Raw genomic sequence first — 19,564 nt, forward strand, 5'->3', positions numbered from 1 at the left:
TCGGGCCGCCACCGGGCGACGAGCTCCTCCTCGTCGACGAGGCCCAGGTCGCCGAACCGTTCGACCCAGTCGTCCAGCGCCGACGAGAGACGGCGACGGGTGTCCGCGTGCGTGCCGTCGTCGGCCAGGTTCAGCGTCTCGTGCGGATCGGTCACCAGGTCGTAGAGCTCCTCGGCCGGTTTGCGGGGACCGGTCAGCCGCCGCTGCAGCGGCGTGAGGCGGTCCGGGGTCTCGCCCGCCGCCCGTTGCCGGGCCTCGTCATTGACCCGACGGCGCAGCTCCCGCCAGGTGGGGAACTTCTCGGCGAAGTGCTGGAGCTGCATCGGGGCGCGGTCGGGGTGCCGGTGCCGCACGTACCGGTAGCGCCGGTCCCGTACCGTGCGCGAGCTGTCGTGCTGCTCGTCCATCCGGTCGCGCCCGCCGAACGCGTACTCCCCCTGTCCGACGTCGCCCCCGGCCTCGTCGAACAGGGGGCGCGCCTGCATGTGCGCGGGGATCTCGATGCCCGCCAGGCGCAGCATCGTGGGGGCGACGTCGGCGAGGTGCACGACGTCGTCCCGCGAGCGCCCGCCGTCGATCCGGCCCGGCCAGCGGACGAGGAGGGGGATGCGCAGGCCGGCCTCGGTCGCCCAGCGTTTCGCGCGGGGAAAGCCGGCGCCGTGGTCGCTCCAGAAGACGACTATCGTGTCACGCTCGAGCCCGTCCTCGGCGAGCTGCGCGAGCAGGTTCCCCGCCCAGCGGTCCATCACCGTGACGAGGTCGTGGTACCGGGCCCACGCCGTCCGGAAGACGTCGGTGTCGGGGTGGTACGGGGGCACCGGCACCGCGGCCGGGTCGTGCCGCTCCTGGGGGGCCAGCCCTGCGGTGGCCTCGGCGAACCGTTCGTCCGGGAGGTAGATCTGCGACTCGTGGGTCGCCATGCCGTGGAAGATCGCGAAGAAGGGCTGCGCCGGGTCGGGCCGGTCGCGCCAGTGCGCGCTGGGCGTGCATGCGTCGAACGCGGTGCCGGGCACCGGCACCTGGTAGTCGGTGAAGACGTTGTTGGTCACGTGGTACCCGGCGGTGCGGAAGTACTCGCTGAGGAACCGCACCTCGGGCGGCGGGACGGCCTTGGACCGCATGTGGTGCGTGCCGATGGACGTCGGGAAGCAGCCCGTCATGAGGGCTGACCGGGAGGGTGCGCAGACCGGCGTCGTCGCGAACGCCTGGTCGAACCGCAGCCCGTCCGCGGCGAGCGCGTCCAGGTGCGGCGTGCGCGCGGCGTCCGCACCGGGCCAGATCCCGCGGTAGCAGCCGAGGTCGGGGTTGATGTCGTGCGTCGAGATCCACAGGATGTTGGGCCGGCGCACGCCTGGCCCCCCGGAACCGGTCACGAGCCCGTCAGGCGGCCGAGCACCGCGGCGCGCGCGTCGTCCGTGATCTGTTCCCCGGTCCAGGGCTTGTCGCCGACCGCCTCCTGAGCGGCGTACAGCTTCTCCTTGAGCCCCTCACGCAGCACGGCGTAGGCCGGGTCGCCGTAGACGTTGCGCAGCTCGTGCGGGTCGGTCTCGAGGTCGTAGAGCTCCCACTCGTCCGGGTACTCGAAGAAGCCGGCGCCCGCGAGGCCGAGGCTCGCGTTGTAGTAGTGGATGATCTTGTACCGCTCGTCGCGGTAGCCGTAGTGCGCCGGGGCCTTGTGGAACCAGTCGTCGTTCTCCCAGTAGCGGTAGTACATGCCCTCCGCGGGCTCGCTCGTCGGCTCGCCGGCGACGTCGCCCCAGAAGCTGCGGCCCTGCATGCGGGGGTGCGCCTCGGCGCCCGCGGCGTCCAGGATCGTGCGCGCGAGGTCGACGTTGGTGACGATCCCGTCGTGCACCTGGCCCGCCTCGATCGCGCGCGGGTAGCTGGCGACGAACGGCATGCGCAGCGACTCCTCGTACATGAACCGCTTGTCGAACCAGCCGTGGTCGCCGAGGAAGAACCCCTGGTCGGACGTGTACATCAGCAGCGTGTCGTCGAGGTCGCCGCGCTCGCGCAGCCAGTCGGTGACCCGGCCGACGTTGTCGTCGACGGACGCGACGCACCGCAGGTAGTCCTCCATGAAGCGCTGGTACTTCCACAGCGCGAGCTCCTCGTAGCTCAGCCCCTCGGGCGGCGCGACCTTGAGGTCCTCGCTGTTGATGTAGTCGGCGATCCGCATGAGCGCCCGCCGGGCCGACGCCGAACGCGTCCCGTGGTCGTCCCAGAACGTGCCGGGCACGGGGATCGGGTCGGAGTACAGGTCCTTGTGCTTCTCGTCCGGCTCCCACGGGCGGTGCGGCGCCTTGTGCCAGATCAGCAGGCACCAGGGCTCGTCTCCCTCCAGCCCGTCGACCCAGTCGATCGCGAGGTCGGTGATGACGTCGGTCGCGTAGCCCTCCTCGACCCGGACGCCGTCCTTCGACAGCAGGCGCGGATTAATGTATTCGCCCTGGTTGATCAGGACGTCCCAGTAGTCGAAGCCCTGCGGGTTGGCCGCCTTGTCCTCGCCCATGTGCCACTTGCCGACGATGCCCGTCCGGTAGCCGGCCGCCTTGAGCTGCGAGACGAAGGTCGGCTGGCTCGCGTCGATGGGCGTGAACAGGGTGGTCACGCCGTTCACGTGGCTGTAGGTGCCGGTGAGGATGGAGGCCCGGCTCGGCGCGCACAGGGAGTTGGTCACGAAGCAGTTGTCCAGGCGGACACCCGATGTGGCGATCTCGTCGATGCGCGGCGTCGTGTTGACGACCGAGCCGTAGGCGCCGACGGAGTGGGCGGCGTGGTCGTCCGTGAGGATCAGGACGATGTTGGGGCGACGACGGGGTGACGTCATGCGGTGGTTCTCCTCGGTTTCTGGGGTGTCTGGGGTAGGTGGTGTCTCTGGGGCAGGTGGTCAGCTCGCGCGGGCGGCCTGCGCCCAGCGCTGCTCGCGGCGGAGCCGCTGCTCGTGCGGGTCGGAGACGGGGGACGCGGCCAGCAGGCGCTGGGTGTAGGGGTGCTCGGGCGCGTCGGTGACCTGCTCGCCCGAGCCGAGCTCGACGATCTCGCCGCGGTACAGCACGGCGATGCGGTGGCTGATGTGCCGCACGACCATGAGGTCGTGCGAGACGAAGAGGTAGGCGACCCCGGTGCGGCGCTGGATGTCGATGAAGAGATCGAGCACGCGGGCCTGGGTCGACAGGTCGAGCGCGGAGACCGGCTCGTCGCAGACGATGAGCCGGGGCCGCAGGGCGAGCGCCCTGGCGATCGCCACGCGCTGCCGCTGACCGCCCGAGAACTCGTTCGGCCGCCGGGCGCCGGCGTCCGCGGGCAGCCCGACGGCGTCCAGCAGCTCCCGCACGCGGGCCCGGGCGTCACGTCCGGCCACGCCCTGCACCGTCAGCGGCTCGGTGAGGATGTCCTCGATCGACATCGCGGGGTTCAGCGACGTGTACGGATCCTGGAAGACCGCCTGCACGTCGCGGCCCGCCGCGCGGCGCTGCGCACGGCCGAGCCCGACCAGCGGCCGCCCCTCGAACGTGATGGAGCCGCTGGTCACCGGGGCCAGGCCCAGGATCGCCCGGCCCAGCGTGGTCTTCCCCGAGCCCGACTCCCCGACGAGGCCGAGCGTCTCGCCCGGCGCGATGTCGAGCGACACGCCCTTGAGCGCCCGGAACGGCGCGCGGCGCCGGCGGCCGGGGAACTCGACGACCAGGTTCTCGACCGTGAGCAGGTTCTCGACAGTGTGCGAGTTCTCGACAGAGGGCAGGGTGTCGGTCATCGTGCTGCCTCCAGCTCGGCGTATGCGGCGTCACTGACGCTGCGTGGGGCGGTGCCGTCGAGGGTCGCGGCGAGCAGGTCGCGCGTGTACGGGTGCTGCGGCGCGGAGAGCAGGGCCGCGGCCGGCCCTTGCTCCACGACCTGCCCGCCGCGCAGCACCACCACGGAGTCGCACAGGTCGGCGACGACGCCGAAGTTGTGGGTCACCAGGACCATCGACAGGCCACGCTCGGCCTGCAGGCTGCGCAGCAGGTCGAGGATCTCGGCCTGCACGGTGACGTCCAGCGCCGTGGTCGGCTCGTCGGCGACGATCAGGTCGGGGTCGCAGGAGACGGCGCCCGCGATGAGCACGCGCTGCGCCATGCCGCCGGAGATCTCGTGCGGGTAGGCCTTCATGGTCCGGACGGGATCCGGGATGCCGACGTGCGCGAGCAGCTGGGTGGCCCGGTCCCGGGCCTCGGCCCGGCCCAGGCCGAGGTGCTTGCGCATCGGCGCGACGAGCTGGTGGCCGACAGTGAAGTACGGGTCCAGGTTCGACATGGGCTCCTGCGGCACGTAGGCGATCCGCCGGCCGAGCAGGCCGCGCTGGGTGCGTCCGGCGTCGGCGAGCAGGTCGACGCCGTCGTGCACGATGGCGCCCGACTCGACCACCGCACCGCGCGGGAGCAGCCCCAGGACGGACCACGCCGTCTGGGTCTTGCCCGACCCGGACTCGCCGACCAGGCCCAGGATCTCGCCGCGCCGGACGTCGAACGTGACCGACTCGATGACGGTCTTCAGCGCGTCCGAGGTCGTCGGGTAGCCCACGGTGAGGCCGCGCACACTGAGCGCGACGTCGTCGTCGGCTGTCGCTGTCGCCGTCGCTGTCGCTGTCGACTGCCTGGCGACCCCGCCCCGCAGGCGGGGAGCCGCGGGCTTGTCCTCCAGGGCGTCGCGCAGCGCGTTGCCGAACAGCACCAGCGAGCCGATCGTCAGCGCGATCGCGAGACCTGGCCACAGGATCAGCAGCGGGGCGATGTAGAGGTTGCCGAATCCCTCGCTGAGCATGACGCCCCAGGTGGGCACGGTCTGGTCGCCGAGCCCGAGGAACTCCAGGCCCGACTGGATGGCTATCGCGATGCCGCCGATGATCGCGGCCTGGATGATGATCGGGGCGCGGACCACGAAGAGCACGTGCCGGGCGATGATCCGCGCGTCGGACAGGCCGCTCACGCGGGCGGCGTCGACGTAGAGCTCGCCGCGCACCTGCCGCACGCCGCTGCGGACCAGCCGGTAGATGCTGGGCGAGATCAGCAGGCCGAAGACCGCCATCGTGATCCACAGCGAAGGGCCGACCACCACGCGGATCGCGAGCAGGATCATCATGTTCGGCAGCGCCATGACGAGGCTCGTGGACAGGTCGCTGAGCGTGTCGAACCAGCCGCCGTAGTAGCCGGCCACGAGCCCGCTGACCAGGCCCACGACGACGGCCACCGTCAGGCCGATCGCGGCGCCCAGCAGGGTCAGCCGGCCGCCCGTCAGCAGCCGCGAGAGAACGTCGCGGCCCGCCGAGTCGGCGCCGAGCCAGTGCGTGGCGCTGGGCGGGTCGAACGCCACGGCTAGGTCGACGTGGTTCGGGTCGTGCGGGGCGATCCAGGGCGCAAGGACGCTCAGCAGCACGATCAGGCCGAGCAGGACGATCGCGGTGAGGCCGAGCGGGTTGCGGAGCAGCCGCCGGGTCAGCGACCGGTCGGCGCCGGTCTCCGAGGCCCGCAGGACTGCCGTGGTGAGGGGAGCCGTGGTGAGGGGAGCTGCGCTCATGAGACACGCGCCTTCGGGTTGATCCAGCCGGCCAGGATGTCGATGACGAGGTTGACGACGACGACCAGGGCGACGCTGACCACGACGACCCCCATGACGAGCGGGACGTCGCCGCTGGTGGTGGCGTTGGCGATGGTCTCGCCGAGCCCGGGCAGGGCGAACACGCGCTCGACGACGACGGCGCCGCCGAGCAGCCCGACGAACTGGAGCGCAAGCACGGTCAGTGCGGGCGTCGCGGCGCCGCGCAGCACGTGGCCGAACAGCACGGTGCGCTCGCCGAGGCCCCGGCTGCGCAGGGTGCGCACGTAGTCGCGGCCCTCGACCTCGATGAAGGCGCTGCGCACCTGCTGGGTGACGGCGGCGACCGAGCCCAGGGCGAGCGCGACGATCGGCAGCGTGATGGACGCCGCCCACCCCGCCGCCGAGACGGCCGGCGACACGAAACCCGTCGCAGGGAACCAGCGCAGCGTCAGAGCGAACCCCACGACGAGCATGAGCCCGATCCAGAAGTTGGGTGCGGCGGCGCCCACCACGGACAGGACCTGCACCACCCGGTCGACCCGCCCGCGCCGGGTGGCGGCGAGCACGCCGAGCGCCGTCGCGACGATCGTGGTGACGACGACGGTGCCCACGACGAGGGAGAGCGTGACCGGCAGGCGCGAGAACACCGTGTGCCAGACGCCCTCGCTGGTGAACCAGGAGGTGCCCAGGTCGCCCCGGACGGCACCCAGCGCCCACTCGCCGAACCGTTCGAGGACCGGCCGGTCGAGACCGAGCTCGGCCTCCTTGGCGGCGATCTGCTCGGCGGTCGCCTGGTCACCCAGGATGCGCAGGGCGATGCCGCCGCTGTTCGCGTTCATGAGCAGGTAGGTCAGTGATGACGCGACGACGAGCAGCAGGATGCCGCCCGCGAGACGCCGTGCGATGAAGCTCCACATCGAGTTTCGTCCTTTCGCGAGGGCGGCGGTCAGCCGTCGGTCGAGTTGCTGTCGGTCGAGTTGTTTTCGGGCGCGTTGCTTTCGGGCGCGTTGTCTTCGGGCGCGCCGCTGTCGACCGAGTAGTTGTAGATCGAGGGGGCGGCCTGGCCCGCCTGTCCCTCGGCAGCGAGGCCCGCGCGGGTCACCACGCCCTGCTCGACCCGGTAGAAGATCGCGTTCCAGGCGTCCTGCACGGTGACGCGGTTGATCTCGGCGACCGCCGCGTCGTACACCTCGGGGTCGTCGAGATTCGCCAGCGCGGTGCGCGCCGCCGCCTCGATCCGGTCGTCCCGGGTCTTGAACACGTTCCACGCCGAGGTCGGCAGCAGGAACCGGCTCACCGTCCCCCACGCCGTCGGGGGCTGGGCGAACGACATCCACGAGAGCGCGAACTTGCCCTCCCGCAGCGCCGGGATGAAGTCGGCCGGGGCGACCTCTCGCCACGTCACCCGGATGCCGATGGCCGCCAGGTCCTGGCCGACGGCGGCGAGCATCGCGGGGTCCATGTTCGACGAGCTCGGCATCGTCACCTCGAAGCCGTCCGCGTACCCGGCCTGCGCCATCAGCTTCCTGGCCCGGTCCGGGTCGTAGGTGTACGCCTCGTCGAGCCCGGGCAGGTACGCCTCGGAGTCGGTGTTGAAGCCCTGGTCGGTGGTCTCGCCGTGGCCGAGCTCCACGGCGTCGAGGATGGCGTCCGTCTGGATCGCGTAGCTGATCGCACGGCGCACGCGCACGTCCGCGAGCGCCGGGACCATCGTGCCGTCCCGGTCGAAGATCGCGAGCCCGTACCAGTTCACCTGGAAGGTGCTCACGCCCAGGCCGGCCGCCTCGGCCTCGGGGATGGACTTCGGCTCGATGATGCCGGTGTCGACCTCCCCCGATCGCAGGGCGTTCATCCGGGCCGCCGGGTCGAGCATCGGCTTGATGGCGAGGGTCTCGAAGAAGTCCCACCGCGCGTCCTGGTCCCAGTAGTCGGCGCGCTTGACGTAGGTGTAGACCGAACCGGTCACGGTCTGCCTGCGGTCCAGCTCGTAGGGGCCGGAGCCGATCGGCTGCGTGTCGACGGCGTCGCCGGTGAACTGAGCGGGGCTCGCCATGTACCCGGCGCTGTTGCCGAGGTACTGGAAGATGTCGGGGTCGGGCGTGGAGAGCTCGAGCCGGATCGTGTCGTCGTCGACGACCACGACGTCGGTCAGGTTGGCGAGGTTGGCCGCGAACGGGCCGCCCGAGTCACGGAAGCGTTCGAGGTTGAGCTCGGCGACCTCGGCGTCGAACGCCGTGCCGTCGGAGAAGGTCACGTCGTCGCGCAGGTCGAGCGTCGCGGTCAGCCCGTCGTCGGAGAGCCGCCAGTCGGTGGCGAGCATGGGGGCGAGCTCGCCGTCGGGCAGGCGCCGGATCAGGGTGTCGAAGACGGGCTGGTAGTACTGCGCGAAGTTGGCCTCGGCGGCCTGGGCGGGGTCGAAGCTCGTCGGCTCGGCCACGGCGGCGATCGTGAGACTGGACCAGTCGTCCTTCTCGACGGCGCCGCCGGTCGCGGCGCAGCCGGACAGCGCTGCCGCTCCCGCCAGCAGGACTGCGGCGGCGCCTGCCGTGCCCCGGATGTGTCTCTGCACAGGAACTCCCTCGTCGGTGTGCGAGCCGTCGACGGCTCTGTCGACTCCGGGGAGATTAGCACTTGTCACATACTCGAACAAGGGTCGAGTGATCGCGGCGCCGTCGGCGAAGGCGCGGGAGGAGGCCGGGACCCGGCCCGGGACCTACCCCCGACCGTCCTGGGTCAGGGCGGCCCAGCGCGGGTCGGGCCAGACCGCGCCCGAGCGTTCGATGTATCGGCGCAGGCGCCGGGCGGTGGTCCGCAGCCACGAGATGTGCGCGCTCGCGAGGAGGTTCCCGCGGGCGTCACCGAGGTAGCCCGCCTCGTCCATCCAGTCCAGGTCGAACGGCTCCCGCACCGCCTGCGGCAGGAAGAGCTCCGGCTCCCAGGTGGCCTCCTGGTTCTCCCGGTAGGCGAGCTCGGTCTCCACGATCCGCAGCGCGACGACGGGCGAGACCGAGCCGGCGAGCGTGAAATGAAGCTGGAAATGCGCGTCCAGCGGCCGCTCGACCGGCACGAACGGCTCATCCACCCAGTCGAGGAACACCCGCATGCCCTGCGGCGTGAGCGAGTAGACCTTGGCGTCCGGACCGCTGCGCCCCGTGTCGATCTCGAACTCCAGCAGCTCGCGCTTCACCAGAGCGGCGAGCTGCCGGTAGATCTGCGAGGCCTGCGGCACGTAGCCGTAGATCCGCCCGGCCTTCTCGAGGTAACGCCGCACGTCGTACCCTGCGCTGGGCCGGCGCGCGAGCAGCCCGAGCAGCACCGACTCCAGCAGGTTGAGCTTGGCCACCATCACTCCACTCTGATAAGACTCACTCTAGTAAAACTCACTTAGTTGTCGTCGCATCCATCATCACAGACCTGGGGCGCGACGATGGCCCGCGCCACCGCACTTGACCGCGCACCACACTCGATGAGGAGCAGACGGATGCCGCAACCCCCGAACATCCTGTTCATCACGGCCGACGACATGGGCGGGACCACCCCCGGTGCCTTCGGCGGCCCGGACGGCGTCACCCCCGCGCTCGACGCGCTCGCCGCCGAGGGTGCCGTGTTCGACCGCGCACACGTCGCGATCGCCGTCTGCCAGCCGAGCCGTTCCGCGATCATGACGGGCCGCTGGCCGCACCGCAACGGCGCCGAGGGCTTCGAGCGGATTCGCGACGACGTGCCCCTGCTGACCTCCGTGCTGGCGGCGGAGGGCTACGCCGTCGGCATCCTCGGCAAGGTCGCCCACCTGCAGCCGGTCGAGCGCTTCGGCTGGGACACGGCAGTCGACATGGCAGAGCTCGGCATGGGTCGCGACCCCGGGCGCTACGCCGACGAGATGCGAGGCTTCCTCGCGGACGCCGCGGACCAGCCCTGGTTCCTCATGGTCAACGCGCACGATCCGCACCGGCCCTTCCACGGCGCCGACGACGTCGGGCGGTTCTTCGACGACCAGCAGCGCGCGGGCATCCCCGCGCCGTCGCGCGTCTTCGCGCCCGGCGAGGCGCAGCCGCCCGGCTACCTGCCGGACCTGCCGGCGGTCCGCACCGAGTACGCCCAGTACCTCAGCTCGGCACGCCGGTGCGACGACGTCGTGCGCGCGGCCCTGGGCGTGCTCGACGAGTCGGGTGCCGCCGCCGACACGCTCGTCGTGTTCCTCTCGGACAACGGGATGGCGTTCCCGTTCGCCAAGGCCAACTGCTACCTCCAGTCCACGCAGACCCCGCTCGTCGTGCGCTGGCCCGGCCGGGTCGCCGCCGGACGCCGCGAGCGCGAGGCGTTCGTCAGTGTGCTCGACCTCTTCGCGACGTTCTGCGAGGTCGCCGGCGCGGACGCGCCCGGGTCGGACGGCGCCTCCCTGGTCCCCCTGCTCACGGGTACGGGCACGGCGACGGACACGGGCACGGCCGGCGGCGACCACGTGGTGACGGTCTTCCACGAGACAGCGATGAAGGGCCGCTACGAGATGCGCTGCGTGCAGGACGCCGCCGTCGGCTACGTCTGGAACGGCTGGGCCGACGGCGAGCAGGCCTACCGGGCGGAGAACATGACGGGCCTGACGTGGGCCGCGATGGTGGCGGCCGCCGGTTCGGACCCGGAGCTTGCCGAGCGCGTGGCGGCCTACCAGCGGCGCCCCGCGGAGGAGCTGTACGACCTGCGCGACGACCCGCACAGTCTGCGGAACCTCGCGGACGACCCCGCGCGCGCCGCGGAGCTCGACGACAAGCGGCGCGTACTGCGGGCGTGGATGGTGGCCACCGGCGACCCGCAGCTGGCGGCGTTCGAAGGACTCCTTTGCGGACACGGGCACGCTCCCGGCACGGTTACCGTGGGAGGGTGACGATGAGCGAGCAGACCGGTACAGGGAAGGCAGATCCAGGGCACGAGGGTTGCGGGTGCGGATGCGGCACCCCGGGTCGGGAAGCGTTCGTGCAGCTCGGCGCTCGCCCGGCCGACGCCGCGGCCGCGACCTCGTCGCGGGGCGGGCATGGCGTCGAGCAGCTGCGTATCCCGGCCGGGACGTTCACGATGGGCGACTCCTCCGGCGACCGGAACGCGTCGGACGGCGAGGTCCCGCTGCACGAGGTGACCCTCGACGCGTTCGAGATCGACGCCACGACCGTCACCAACGCCGACTTCGCGCGGTTCGTCGCCGACACCGGCTACCGCACCGAGGCCGAGACGTTCGGCTTCTCCGCCGTCTTCCACCTCGCGATCGAGGCCGACCCCGCCGACATCATGGGCCAGGCCGACGGCACCCCGTGGTGGTTCGGCGTCCGCGGCGCCGACTGGGCCCACCCCGGCGGACCGCTCTCGACCGTCGAGGGCCGCGACGACCACCCTGCCACCCACGTGAGCTGGAACGACGCCGTCGCGTACTGCGAGTGGGCCGGCCGGCGGCTGCCCACGGAGGCCGAGTGGGAGTACGCGTCCCGCGGCGGCCTCGACGGCGCGAAGTACCCCTGGGGCGACGCCGAGGTCGACGACGGCGGCTGGCGCGCCAACATCTGGCAGGGCACCTTCCCGCGGACCAACACCCTCGACGACGGCTGGTTCACCACCGCACCGGTGCGCACGTTCGAGCCCAACGGCTACGGCCTGTGGCAGTCGGTCGGCAACGTCTGGGAATGGTGCCAGGACTGGTTCGACCCCAACTACTACCGGCACTCCCCCGCGGCGAACCCGGCAGGCCCCGGCCAGGGCGGCGGGCGCATCCTGCGCGGCGGCAGCTACCTGTGCCACATCTCCTACTGCAACCGCTACCGCAACTCCGCGCGCTCGTCGAACACCCCGGACTCCTCCATGGGCAACGCGGGGTTCCGCACGGTCGCCCTCGCCCCCAGCGACTCACCCGGCGCCGCCTCCGGCGACACAGCCACGCACGACACAGCCACGCACGACGCAGCCACGGAAACAGGAGCATGACCACCAAGCGATTCCCCCAGCGCGTCTACCGCGACGGCGAGGAGCCCGACCCTCGGTTCAGCCTCGCGAACGAGCGCACGTTCCTGGCCTGGCTGCGCACGGCGCTGGGCATGTACGCGGGCGCGTTCGCGCTCGAGGCGCTCGCCCTGCCCGCCGCGACCGGGTGGCGCCTGGCCGCGGCCGGCGTCTTCCTCGTGCTCGGCACGCTCGCCGCCGTGCAGGCCTGGCTGGGCTGGTCCGCCACCGAGTCCGCGCTGCGCCTGGGCCAGCCGCTGCCCGGCCTCGCCGTCGGCGGGCTGATCGTGGTGGGCATCATCGTCGCCGTCGCGCTGGTCACCATCGGGATCTTCGTGTGACCCGCGCGGACGACGAGCACGGCGTCTACGACCCCGGGCTGCAGACCGAACGTACCCTGCTCGCCTGGCGCCGCACCTGCCTCGCCTTCGGCATCGCGAGCCTGGTCGCCATGCGGTTCACCGTCGAGGCCGCCGGCGTCATCGCCGTCTTCGCCGGCGTCATCGGCGCCGGGCTCGCGGTCGCCGCCTACGTAGCCGCCGCGATCGGCTACCGCCGCGCCAACACGTCCCTGCACACAACCGGCGAGCTCAACCACGGGGCCGTGCCGATCGCTCTGGCGACCGCCGCGGCGCTCGTGCTGGGCGCCGCCTGCGCGGGATACCTGGTCCTGGGCGCGCTGACCCGCTGAGAGTCACCCGGGATGCGCCCTCCGTGCGGGAGGATGCACCGTGGAAGAGCCGGCCGGGTACACCGGCGCGTGGGCGCCGTGCGCGAAGGGCCGGCGAGGGGAGACTGCGTGACGAACGAGCTGAAGACCGGGCCGGGCGGCTTCGCCAGCCGCGGCCACCTGCTGCGCCTCGGGGCACCGCGCGACACGTCGGCGGTGCGGCACCTGGTGACGTTCCTCGTGGCGAGCGTCGTGACCGTGCTCCTCACGCGGGCCTACCTGGCCGCCACGGGCTACCCGCAGATCGGCGGCGGCGGGCTGCACCTCGCCCACGTGCTGTGGGGCGGGCTCCTCATGGCCCTGGCGATGATGCTGCTGCTGTCGTACGTGGGCCCAGCACCCCGGTCGCTCGGCGCGGTGGTCGGCGGCGTCGGCTTCGGGCTGTTCATCGACGAGGTCGGCAAGTTCGTCACGTCCGACAACGACTACTTCTACGCGCCCACCGCCGCGATCATCTACTTCGTCACGGTCCTGCTGGTCATGGTCGTCGAGGGCCTGCACGGCCGCCGGGCGCACCACCCGGCGGAGTACCTCGCCGTGGCGGCCGACCGGCTCACCGCGGGCCTGTCCGGCGGGTTCACCCCGGTCGCGCGCGAGGAGGCGCGGGCCCTGGCCGCCAAGGGCGCCGGCGAGCCCGGCGCCGACCTGCTCGCCGACCTGATCGATGCCGTGCCCGACGACGACACGGACGTGCCCGACCCGGTGCGCGCCAGCGTCGACCGCGTCGTGCGGTGGCTGGACACGCTCGTGGACCGGGCCTGGGCCGCCTGGCTGGTGATCACCGTGCTCCTGCTCGTGGGTGCGGCCGAAGCGCTGGTGGGCGCCCGGGTCGTCCGCGGGCTGGTGCCCGGGCTGCCCCAGTGGACCGGCGTCGCGATCCTCGCGGCCGTCGGCGCGTCCGTCGTGCTGCTGGCCGTCGGCGTCGTCGTCGGACGCCGCGACCACCTGCGCGGCGCCGTCTGGGTCCGCCGCGCCGTGCTCGTCAGCCTCCTGTTCACCCAGCTCCTTGTCTTCCGCGCGGTGCAGTGGACGGCGGCGTTCAGCCTGCTCCTGGACGTGCTGGCCTTCGCGGGGCTGGAGGTGGCGCTCCGCGAGGAGCGGATGGTGAAAGCGCGCGACGCCTGAAGCTCACTTGTGCAGCGTCGGCCGGTAGATCAGCTCCTGGGTGCGGCCGTCGAGCGTCCGGTGCTCGACCAGCTCGAGGTCGAAGTCGGCGGCACCCTGGAAGATCGGGGCCGCCCCGGTCTGACCGGTGATCACCGGGAAGAGCGTCACCTGGACGAAGTCGACCAGGCCGGCCCCCATCAGCGCCCGGTTCATCGCGAGGCTGCCGTGCGAGCGCAGCGGCACCGGGGACTCCTCCTTGAGCCGGCCCACGACGTCGACGGCGTCGCCGCTCTCGATCGTCGCGTCGGGCCAGTCGAGCGGGCCCTCCAGCGTGCTGGAGACCACCGTCGCCGGCAGGTTCCGCATCCGCGTGACCCAGGGGTCACGCACGTCGGAGTCCTCGGTGCTCTCGGCCAGCATCTGGGCGAACATCCGGTATGTGGTCGCCCCGATGACCATCCGCTGCTCCTGCTCGTACAGAGCCAGGCGGTGGTCGAGGAGCTCAGGGCCCTGCTTGCCCCAGTAGCCGGTCCAGTTGCCGCCTGCGCTACCGAAGCCGTCGAGGCTGCTGAAGACGTCGAACGTGTATGTGGCGGACATGATGCTCTCCTCAGGGGTGCGGTTTCGTCGGATGCCGGTACAGACCCGCGTCCCCGACGGAACTCATCGCCGCGTCGAGACCGCCGGCTCCCCCACCGTGCGCAGGACCGACATGCTGCCGTACAGCTCCTGGAGCCGCGCCACCTCGTCGGCGTCGGCGAAGGACACGATGCCCCGCCCGAAGTCCTTGGCCGTCTCGATCGCGAAGCGGACGGCCGCGTCGACGTCGTGCAGGTCGGTCGCGCCCGTCGCCGACCCGGCCACCGCGGTCTCCGTGACGATCGCGAGGCCCACGACCGGCACCGCCGTCGCCGTGGCGGGCTGGACGATCGAGTTCACGTGGAAGAGCCCGTTCCCGTACGGGGTGATGTCCTGCATGGTGATCGGCATGACCGCCGGGGCGCGCCCGGTCGTGCGGCTCGCGACGTCGAGCAGCGTCTCCGAGACGCGCACGATCCAGCCGTCCACGATCGTCGGGGTGATCGCTATGCCCTTGTGGTTGCATACCCGGTTGCCCTTGGTCGTGTCGATCGACAGGATCGCGTCCATCTCGGGGAGCACCTCGTGCCGGTTGCTCGTCTCCTGGTCCACGGCCGAGCTCATGAACGGCACGGGGTCGTGCGGCTGGGTGGGCGCATCGGGATCGACGTGGGTCGCGACGACGACGTCGCCGGCCAGGTGCTCACCGCGGGCGCGCATCGCGACGAGCTTGGCGGCGATCGTGATCGCGGCCAGGGCGCCGTCGCCGTCGCTCACGAACCCGATCTGCTCGGGGCGGGCGCCGAGGCCGCCCAGCCGGCCCAGCACACCGAGCGTCGGGACCGCGCCTCCGGCGCGCTTGCCGTCGGAACCGGGGATCGTGACGCGGACGAAGTCGGTGGTCCCGCCGGGACCGTCCACGACCTCCACCTCGATGCTGTCCGACGGCGCCCCGAGGCCCCTCAGGTAGTCGGCGACCGCCGCGCCGCGGACGGCCGGGTCGTCGAGCAGGTCGAACACGGAGATGAGATGGCTCCAGGACATGGGTAGTGCCTCCTGCTGTGTTGTGGTCAGGGTGTGCAGGGCCGCAGGGCTCAGCGCGGCCCGGTGCCGAGTACCTCGGCGGCGAGCCGGGCGGCCACCGACCGGGCGACGACGACGGGCAGCCCGCTCGCGTCGGCCACGGCGTCGCGCATCGCGGCCGTGTAGCCGAAGCAGTCCAGCGCGATCACCTCGGCGCCGTCGGCGGCGAGCCGCGACGCGGCGGCGCGCAGGGTGGGCTCGGGATCGGTGTACGGCGAGCCGGCCGCCACCGCGACCCGCGTGCCCGCGCCGAGCACGCGCGAGAACTTCGCGGTCGTGTCCGCGGCCTGCTCCGGGAGCGGGGCGAGCACACCCACCGTGCCGCCGTCGCCGGCGAACGCCGCGACCGCGTGGGCGATGATCCGGTCGGGCACGAACAGCGGCTTGGTGTGCGCGAGCGCCGGGAACGGCCCGGTACAGGCCAGGAGCACCGCGTCGACGTGGCGCTCCAGCTCGCTGATCAGCGCGGGGAGCCGCCGCAGGACCGACGCCTCGCCGATGACGGCGGCGCGCCCGTCACGCAGCCTGGTCGTGAGCGCGTGGTCGTCCGGGGCTGGCGCGAACCCGGCGATCTCGTCGTCGGTACAGCCGTCGAGCACGCCGCGTTCGACCAGCGTGACTCCCGGCAGCAGCGGGGCGAGCTCGGGTGTCAGGTCGACGCGTGGCGTCTGGCCGATGGTGACGACGCCGAGCCGTGTCGGGGTGGCCGTCATCGTCAGAGCATCCTGCCGACCGAGTACAGGGAGTCGCCCGCGATCAGGCCGGCCCCGACGAGCGCCGTCTCGCGCTCGCCCTCCTCGCCGCGCAGCCTGCGCCACACGAGGCGGGCCGCGAGGGCGACGAGGACCAGCCAGCCGGCGTTGGGCGTGGCGACGAGCAGACCGGTGGCCAGCAGCACACCGAGCTGGCGGCCGGGGCCGCCGACGAGCTGCACGATCGCGCCGGGCACCGCCCAGATCAGTAGGTTGACCAGCACGGACGGGTCCGTGATCCCGGCCTTGATCGTGTCCGCGTAGACGACGGCGGTCGGCGGCACCCGGCCGCTGCCGAACAGCGAGGGCCACACGAGCGCGACGATGCCGATGGCGACGACGAAGCCGAGGATGGAGGCCCGCAGCTGTTCGCGGCGCCCGTCCAGCTCGAACGCGGTGTACGGGCGGCGGTCGCGGCGCAGGAGCCAGCCCGCCTTGAAGTCGTAGCCCATGTCGGCGAACGCGGGTCCGGTCGACGCGCAGTAGCCGACGAGCAGGGCGAGCGGAACCGTGGGGAACTGCAGCAGCAACCCCAGGATCAGGAAGATGAGCGTGACGGCGAACGCCGGGAACCAGCCGGCGTGCATGGCGGCCAGGCCGACGATGAGCTCGTGCACGATGGCCGCGAACGCGGCGAAGAGCGCGAACCCGAGGATGCCCCACCATGGCAGCTCGACCCACACCCCGCCGGCGATCGCCAGGACCACGGCGCCGAGCAGGAACATCACGAAGCCGGACCCGAGCGCGCCGCGCAGCGTGCGCTCCGTGACGGTGGGCACGAGCGCCGGGTCGTCCTTGGCGGCGTCCTGCAGCGCGGCGGCCTGCTCGAGCGCGCGCCTGGTCGGCCGGCCGAACAGCATGACGCCGATCTGCACGAGCGCCACGAGGCCCGCGCCGATCATGACGCCGTGCGGCACGTAGTACGCGTTGAGGTCGAGGCCCGCGAGCGCCGGCACGTACTGCGCCACCAGGAGGCCGATCGCGAACATCAGCAGCGCCCAGACGTTGCCGATCATCGCGATGCCCGCCGCCGACATCGGCAGCCCGAGGAACGACGCACCGAACCCGACGACGCCGCCGCCCACGAGCAGCGCGGCCTGCTTGCCGCCGCGGTCGCCCGCGCGGATCGTCTCGGCCGCCGCGACGCCTGGAGGCCAGGCCGCGTCGGCGGGCAGGAACCGCGAGCCGTAGGCGCGGTAGAGCACGAACACGTCGATCGCCAGGCCGAGGCTCGCCCCGAGCAGCATCGGCCAGACCAGGTCGGCCCGCCCGAACAGGAACGGGATCGCCATCGGCGTCAGCAGAGAGTTCGCCGCGGCGAACGTCGCCCCGGAGATCGCCGACTGCACGAGGTTCTGCCGGTTGACGTCGCGCATCCTGTGCAGTCCGGCGAACCCGATGCGGCCGATCAGCATGGCGACGACGGCGCCGATCACGCTCGTGTTCGGGGAGACGCCGAGCGTCGTGATCATGTGGATGCCGATCACGGCGCCGACCACGCTCATGGCGAGCGTGATGATCGCGGTTCGCGGCTCGAACGCCCGCGGATGGCGCTCCGTCGCCGCGACGGGCGCGGGATCGCTGACGGGTGTGGCTGCCATGGCATGGGCTCCTTCGAGAACGCTGGGTCGAGAACGCTGGGTCGAGAACGCTGAGGAGCACCGTGCGGCACCATCGCCGCCGTCAACAAGCAAATCCCGGTATCTGGGAGTTACATTCATATTTCGGGCTGCCCGCTACGATGCCGCCGTGCCCGAACCCGAGAGCAGCTCGCCGCTGCAGACCGTCGACCGTGCCCTGCAGGTGCTGCTGTCGTACAGCGAGACCCGCACCGAGTGGGGAGTCTTCGAGCTGGCCGAGGAGTTCGGCCTCACCAAGTCGACCAGCCAGCGCCTGCTCGCCGCACTGGCTGCCCAGGGCTTCCTCGCCGCCGACCCCTACACCCGCCGGTACCGGCTCGGCCCGGCGATGTGGCGCATGGCTGCCCTCTGGGAACGCGGTGGCGGGCTCGCCCGCCTCGCCGAGCAGGTCCTCGCCGACCTCGCCGCCACCACCGGCCGCACCGCCTCGTTCACGGTCCCCGACGGTTTCCACGTGCGCTGCATAGCCGCCGTCGACGGCGAGCACGGGCCCGTGCGCTCGCACCCCCTGGTCGGCGACCTCTACCCCGCCCACGCCGGCGCGACGTCGCGCGCCTACTTCGCCTTCCTCGACCCTCTCGAACGGCGGAACATGCTCACCGGGCGGCCGTTCGCCCGGTACACCGAGCTCACCGAGGTGGACGAGTCCGGCCTGGACCGGCTGTTCGACGAGGCGTACCGCACCGGCTGGGCCTGGTCCGACGGCGAGTACGACTCCACGACCCGCGCGATCTCGGCACCCGTCCTGATCGGCTCGGCCCCCGTCGGCTCGATCTCCGTCGTCGAGCCCAAGGTGTTCGAGTACGACGACGACCTGCGCGACCAGGTCCCCGCTCTGCTCGACGCCGCGGCGGCCCTCGCGAGCCTGCTCCACCGGCCGCCGAGCCCCGCCCAGCGCGACTGGCGGCGCGGACGCTCACGCCACGCGCGCCCTGAGCCCCGTTCCTGAAGCCCGTACCTGAAGCCCGTACCCGACCAGCACAAGGTAGACACCATGCGACTGCTGCTCCTGTCGAACTCCGCCAACCACGCCACCGGTTACCTCGAGCACGCGCTGGAGACCGTGCTCGGCTTCCTCGACGGCGCCGCCCTGACGTTCGTCCCGTACGCGCTCGCCGACCACGACGCCTACACGGCCAAGGTCACCGCAGCGCTTTCGCCCCACGGCACCCCCGTGACGGGCCTGCACACCGCGGACGATCCCCAGGCCGCGATCGCCCGGGCGGAGGCCGTGTTCGTCGGCGGCGGGAACACGTTCCGCCTGCTCGACATGCTGCAGCACCTCGGGCTGGCGGCCCCGCTCGCGGCCCGGGTCCGGGCGGGCCTGCCCTACCTGGGCGCGAGCGCCGGCACCAACATCGCCGGCCCGAGCATCCGCACGACGAACGACATGCCGATCACGCAGCCGGCGTCGTTCGAGGCGCTCGGCCTGGTGCCGTTCCAGCTCAACCCGCACTTCGTCGACGCGGACCCCACCAGCACGCACCGGGGCGAGACGCGCGAGCAGCGCCTGGCGGAGTTCCTGGAGGTCAACGACGTGCCGGTGCTCGGCCTGCGCGAGGGCACCTGGCTCTCGGTCGAGGACGGCACCGCGCACGTCGGCGGGGCCGCGGTGAGCAGCTCGGCGCCCGGCCCGGCCGTCGTGTTCACCCGCGGGGCGGCGCCCCGGGAGGTCAGCGGCGACATCAGCGAGCTGCTCACCACGACGCCGCACTTCGACGTGTCCTGATGCGCTCAGCGGGCCACGGTCGGTCGACCGCGTGACCAGCGCTCGTCCTCGACCGCCCCCACGACGAACCGTGCGAGGTCGACCCGGGTGACGCTCGTGCCGCCCTGAGGATTCACGCCGTCCCAGGCGCGGTACGCACCGAGCGCCGGCTCGTCGACGATGCGGGTGGGCCGGACGAAGGTCCAGTCGAGAGAGCTCTCCTCCACGATGCTCTCCATCCGGCGCATGTCCGCGTAGAGCTCGGCCAGCAGAGTGCGGGCGACAACGCGGTACCACAGCGGATGGTTCGGGTCGTCCCGGCGCACGCCGCTCGACGAGAGCGCGACAAGGCGTCCGACCTCGCCCTCGAGCATGGCCGGTACGAGCGCGCGGGCACCAGCCGAGT

Annotated in this window: 19 protein-coding genes; 7 read left to right on the plus strand and 12 right to left on the minus strand. The window is 72.2% G+C overall.

The features are described 5' to 3' along the window. The 7 genes from EW117_RS28625 to EW117_RS28655 all read right to left on the minus strand — a co-directional run. A partial coding sequence (locus tag EW117_RS28625; RefSeq protein WP_129790126.1) for a sulfatase family protein occupies positions 1-1,349 on the minus strand: 1,349 nt, incomplete at its 3' end. 20 nt (positions 1,350-1,369) lie between these two features. After that, a complete protein-coding gene (locus EW117_RS28630; RefSeq protein ID WP_129790127.1) occupies positions 1,370-2,830 on the minus strand; it encodes a sulfatase family protein in 1,461 nt (486 codons plus the stop codon). Between the two features lie 60 nt (positions 2,831-2,890). Beyond that, on the minus strand, positions 2,891-3,757 hold the full coding sequence (locus EW117_RS28635) for an ATP-binding cassette domain-containing protein (RefSeq protein WP_129790128.1): 867 nt from the start codon (positions 3,755-3,757) through the stop codon (positions 2,891-2,893). Next, on the minus strand, positions 3,754-5,556 hold the full coding sequence (locus EW117_RS28640) for a dipeptide/oligopeptide/nickel ABC transporter permease/ATP-binding protein (RefSeq protein WP_129790129.1): 1,803 nt from the start codon (positions 5,554-5,556) through the stop codon (positions 3,754-3,756). Before EW117_RS28640 ends, EW117_RS28635 begins: the two co-directional genes overlap by 4 nt. Beyond that, positions 5,553-6,494, minus strand: a complete 942-nt coding sequence (locus EW117_RS28645; protein WP_129790130.1) for an ABC transporter permease — start codon at positions 6,492-6,494, stop codon at positions 5,553-5,555. Before EW117_RS28645 ends, EW117_RS28640 begins: the two co-directional genes overlap by 4 nt. A gap of 29 nt (positions 6,495-6,523) precedes the next feature. Further along, positions 6,524-8,146 (minus strand): ABC transporter substrate-binding protein, encoded by a 1,623-nt coding sequence (locus EW117_RS28650; RefSeq protein WP_129790131.1) that lies wholly within the window; start codon positions 8,144-8,146, stop codon positions 6,524-6,526. A gap of 144 nt (positions 8,147-8,290) precedes the next feature. Next, positions 8,291-8,923 carry a PadR family transcriptional regulator gene (locus tag EW117_RS28655; protein WP_129790132.1) on the minus strand — a complete coding sequence of 211 codons (633 nt, stop codon included), beginning with the start codon at positions 8,921-8,923 and terminating at the stop codon, positions 8,291-8,293. Between the two features lie 135 nt (positions 8,924-9,058). Here EW117_RS28655 and EW117_RS28660 point away from each other — a divergent pair, with 135 nt between their 5' ends. The 5 genes from EW117_RS28660 to EW117_RS28680 all read left to right on the plus strand — a co-directional run bounded on the left by EW117_RS28660 (position 9,059) and on the right by EW117_RS28680 (position 13,414). After that, positions 9,059-10,459 (plus strand): sulfatase family protein, encoded by a 1,401-nt coding sequence (locus EW117_RS28660; RefSeq protein WP_129790133.1) that lies wholly within the window; start codon positions 9,059-9,061, stop codon positions 10,457-10,459. A gap of 2 nt (positions 10,460-10,461) precedes the next feature. Continuing rightward, the gene (locus tag EW117_RS28665) at positions 10,462-11,544 is read left to right on the plus strand and encodes a formylglycine-generating enzyme family protein (RefSeq protein WP_207212116.1); all 1,083 of its coding nucleotides are present in this window, start codon (positions 10,462-10,464) and stop codon (positions 11,542-11,544) included. Further along, the gene (locus EW117_RS28670) at positions 11,541-11,900 is read left to right on the plus strand and encodes a YidH family protein (RefSeq protein WP_129790134.1); all 360 of its coding nucleotides are present in this window, start codon (positions 11,541-11,543) and stop codon (positions 11,898-11,900) included. The genes EW117_RS28665 and EW117_RS28670 overlap by 4 nt, the downstream gene beginning before the upstream one ends. Then, entirely contained in the window at positions 11,897-12,250 is a 354-nt protein-coding gene (locus EW117_RS28675) for a DUF202 domain-containing protein (RefSeq protein ID WP_129790135.1), read from the plus strand. The genes EW117_RS28670 and EW117_RS28675 overlap by 4 nt, the downstream gene beginning before the upstream one ends. A 108-nt stretch (positions 12,251-12,358) precedes the next feature. Continuing rightward, positions 12,359-13,414, plus strand: coding sequence for a hypothetical protein (locus tag EW117_RS28680; RefSeq protein WP_129790136.1), 1,056 nt, complete (start codon positions 12,359-12,361; stop codon positions 13,412-13,414). Positions 13,415-13,417: 3 nt separating this feature from the next. On the opposite strand, the gene EW117_RS28685 is transcribed toward EW117_RS28680, so the two are convergent. The 4 genes from EW117_RS28685 to EW117_RS28700 form a co-directional block, all read right to left on the minus strand. Beyond that, positions 13,418-13,996 (minus strand): dihydrofolate reductase family protein, encoded by a 579-nt coding sequence (locus EW117_RS28685; protein WP_129790137.1) that lies wholly within the window; start codon positions 13,994-13,996, stop codon positions 13,418-13,420. A 63-nt stretch (positions 13,997-14,059) separates the two neighbouring features. Beyond that, positions 14,060-15,019 (minus strand): DUF1177 domain-containing protein, encoded by a 960-nt coding sequence (locus tag EW117_RS28690; protein ID WP_129790138.1) that lies wholly within the window; start codon positions 15,017-15,019, stop codon positions 14,060-14,062. 50 nt (positions 15,020-15,069) lie between these two features. Beyond that, on the minus strand, positions 15,070-15,771 hold the full coding sequence (locus tag EW117_RS28695) for an AroM family protein (RefSeq protein WP_129790139.1): 702 nt from the start codon (positions 15,769-15,771) through the stop codon (positions 15,070-15,072). A 2-nt stretch (positions 15,772-15,773) separates the two neighbouring features. Next, positions 15,774-17,411, minus strand: coding sequence for an OPT/YSL family transporter (locus EW117_RS28700; RefSeq protein ID WP_129790140.1), 1,638 nt, complete (start codon positions 17,409-17,411; stop codon positions 15,774-15,776). 148 nt (positions 17,412-17,559) lie between these two features. Here EW117_RS28700 and EW117_RS28705 point away from each other — a divergent pair, with 148 nt between their 5' ends. After that, on the plus strand, positions 17,560-18,399 hold the full coding sequence (locus tag EW117_RS28705; protein WP_207212117.1) for an IclR family transcriptional regulator: 840 nt from the start codon (positions 17,560-17,562) through the stop codon (positions 18,397-18,399). 45 nt (positions 18,400-18,444) lie between these two features. Beyond that, positions 18,445-19,179 (plus strand): dipeptidase PepE, encoded by a 735-nt coding sequence (pepE, locus tag EW117_RS28710; RefSeq protein ID WP_129790142.1) that lies wholly within the window; start codon positions 18,445-18,447, stop codon positions 19,177-19,179. Positions 19,180-19,184: 5 nt separating this feature from the next. Here the strand turns inward: pepE and EW117_RS28715 are convergent. Next, the coding region (locus EW117_RS28715; protein WP_165362911.1) for an NAD(P)-dependent oxidoreductase at positions 19,185-19,564 on the minus strand (380 nt) is incomplete at its 5' end.

This window comes from Promicromonospora panici (assembly GCF_900608595.1).
Classification (GTDB): domain Bacteria; phylum Actinomycetota; class Actinomycetes; order Actinomycetales; family Cellulomonadaceae; genus Promicromonospora; species Promicromonospora panici.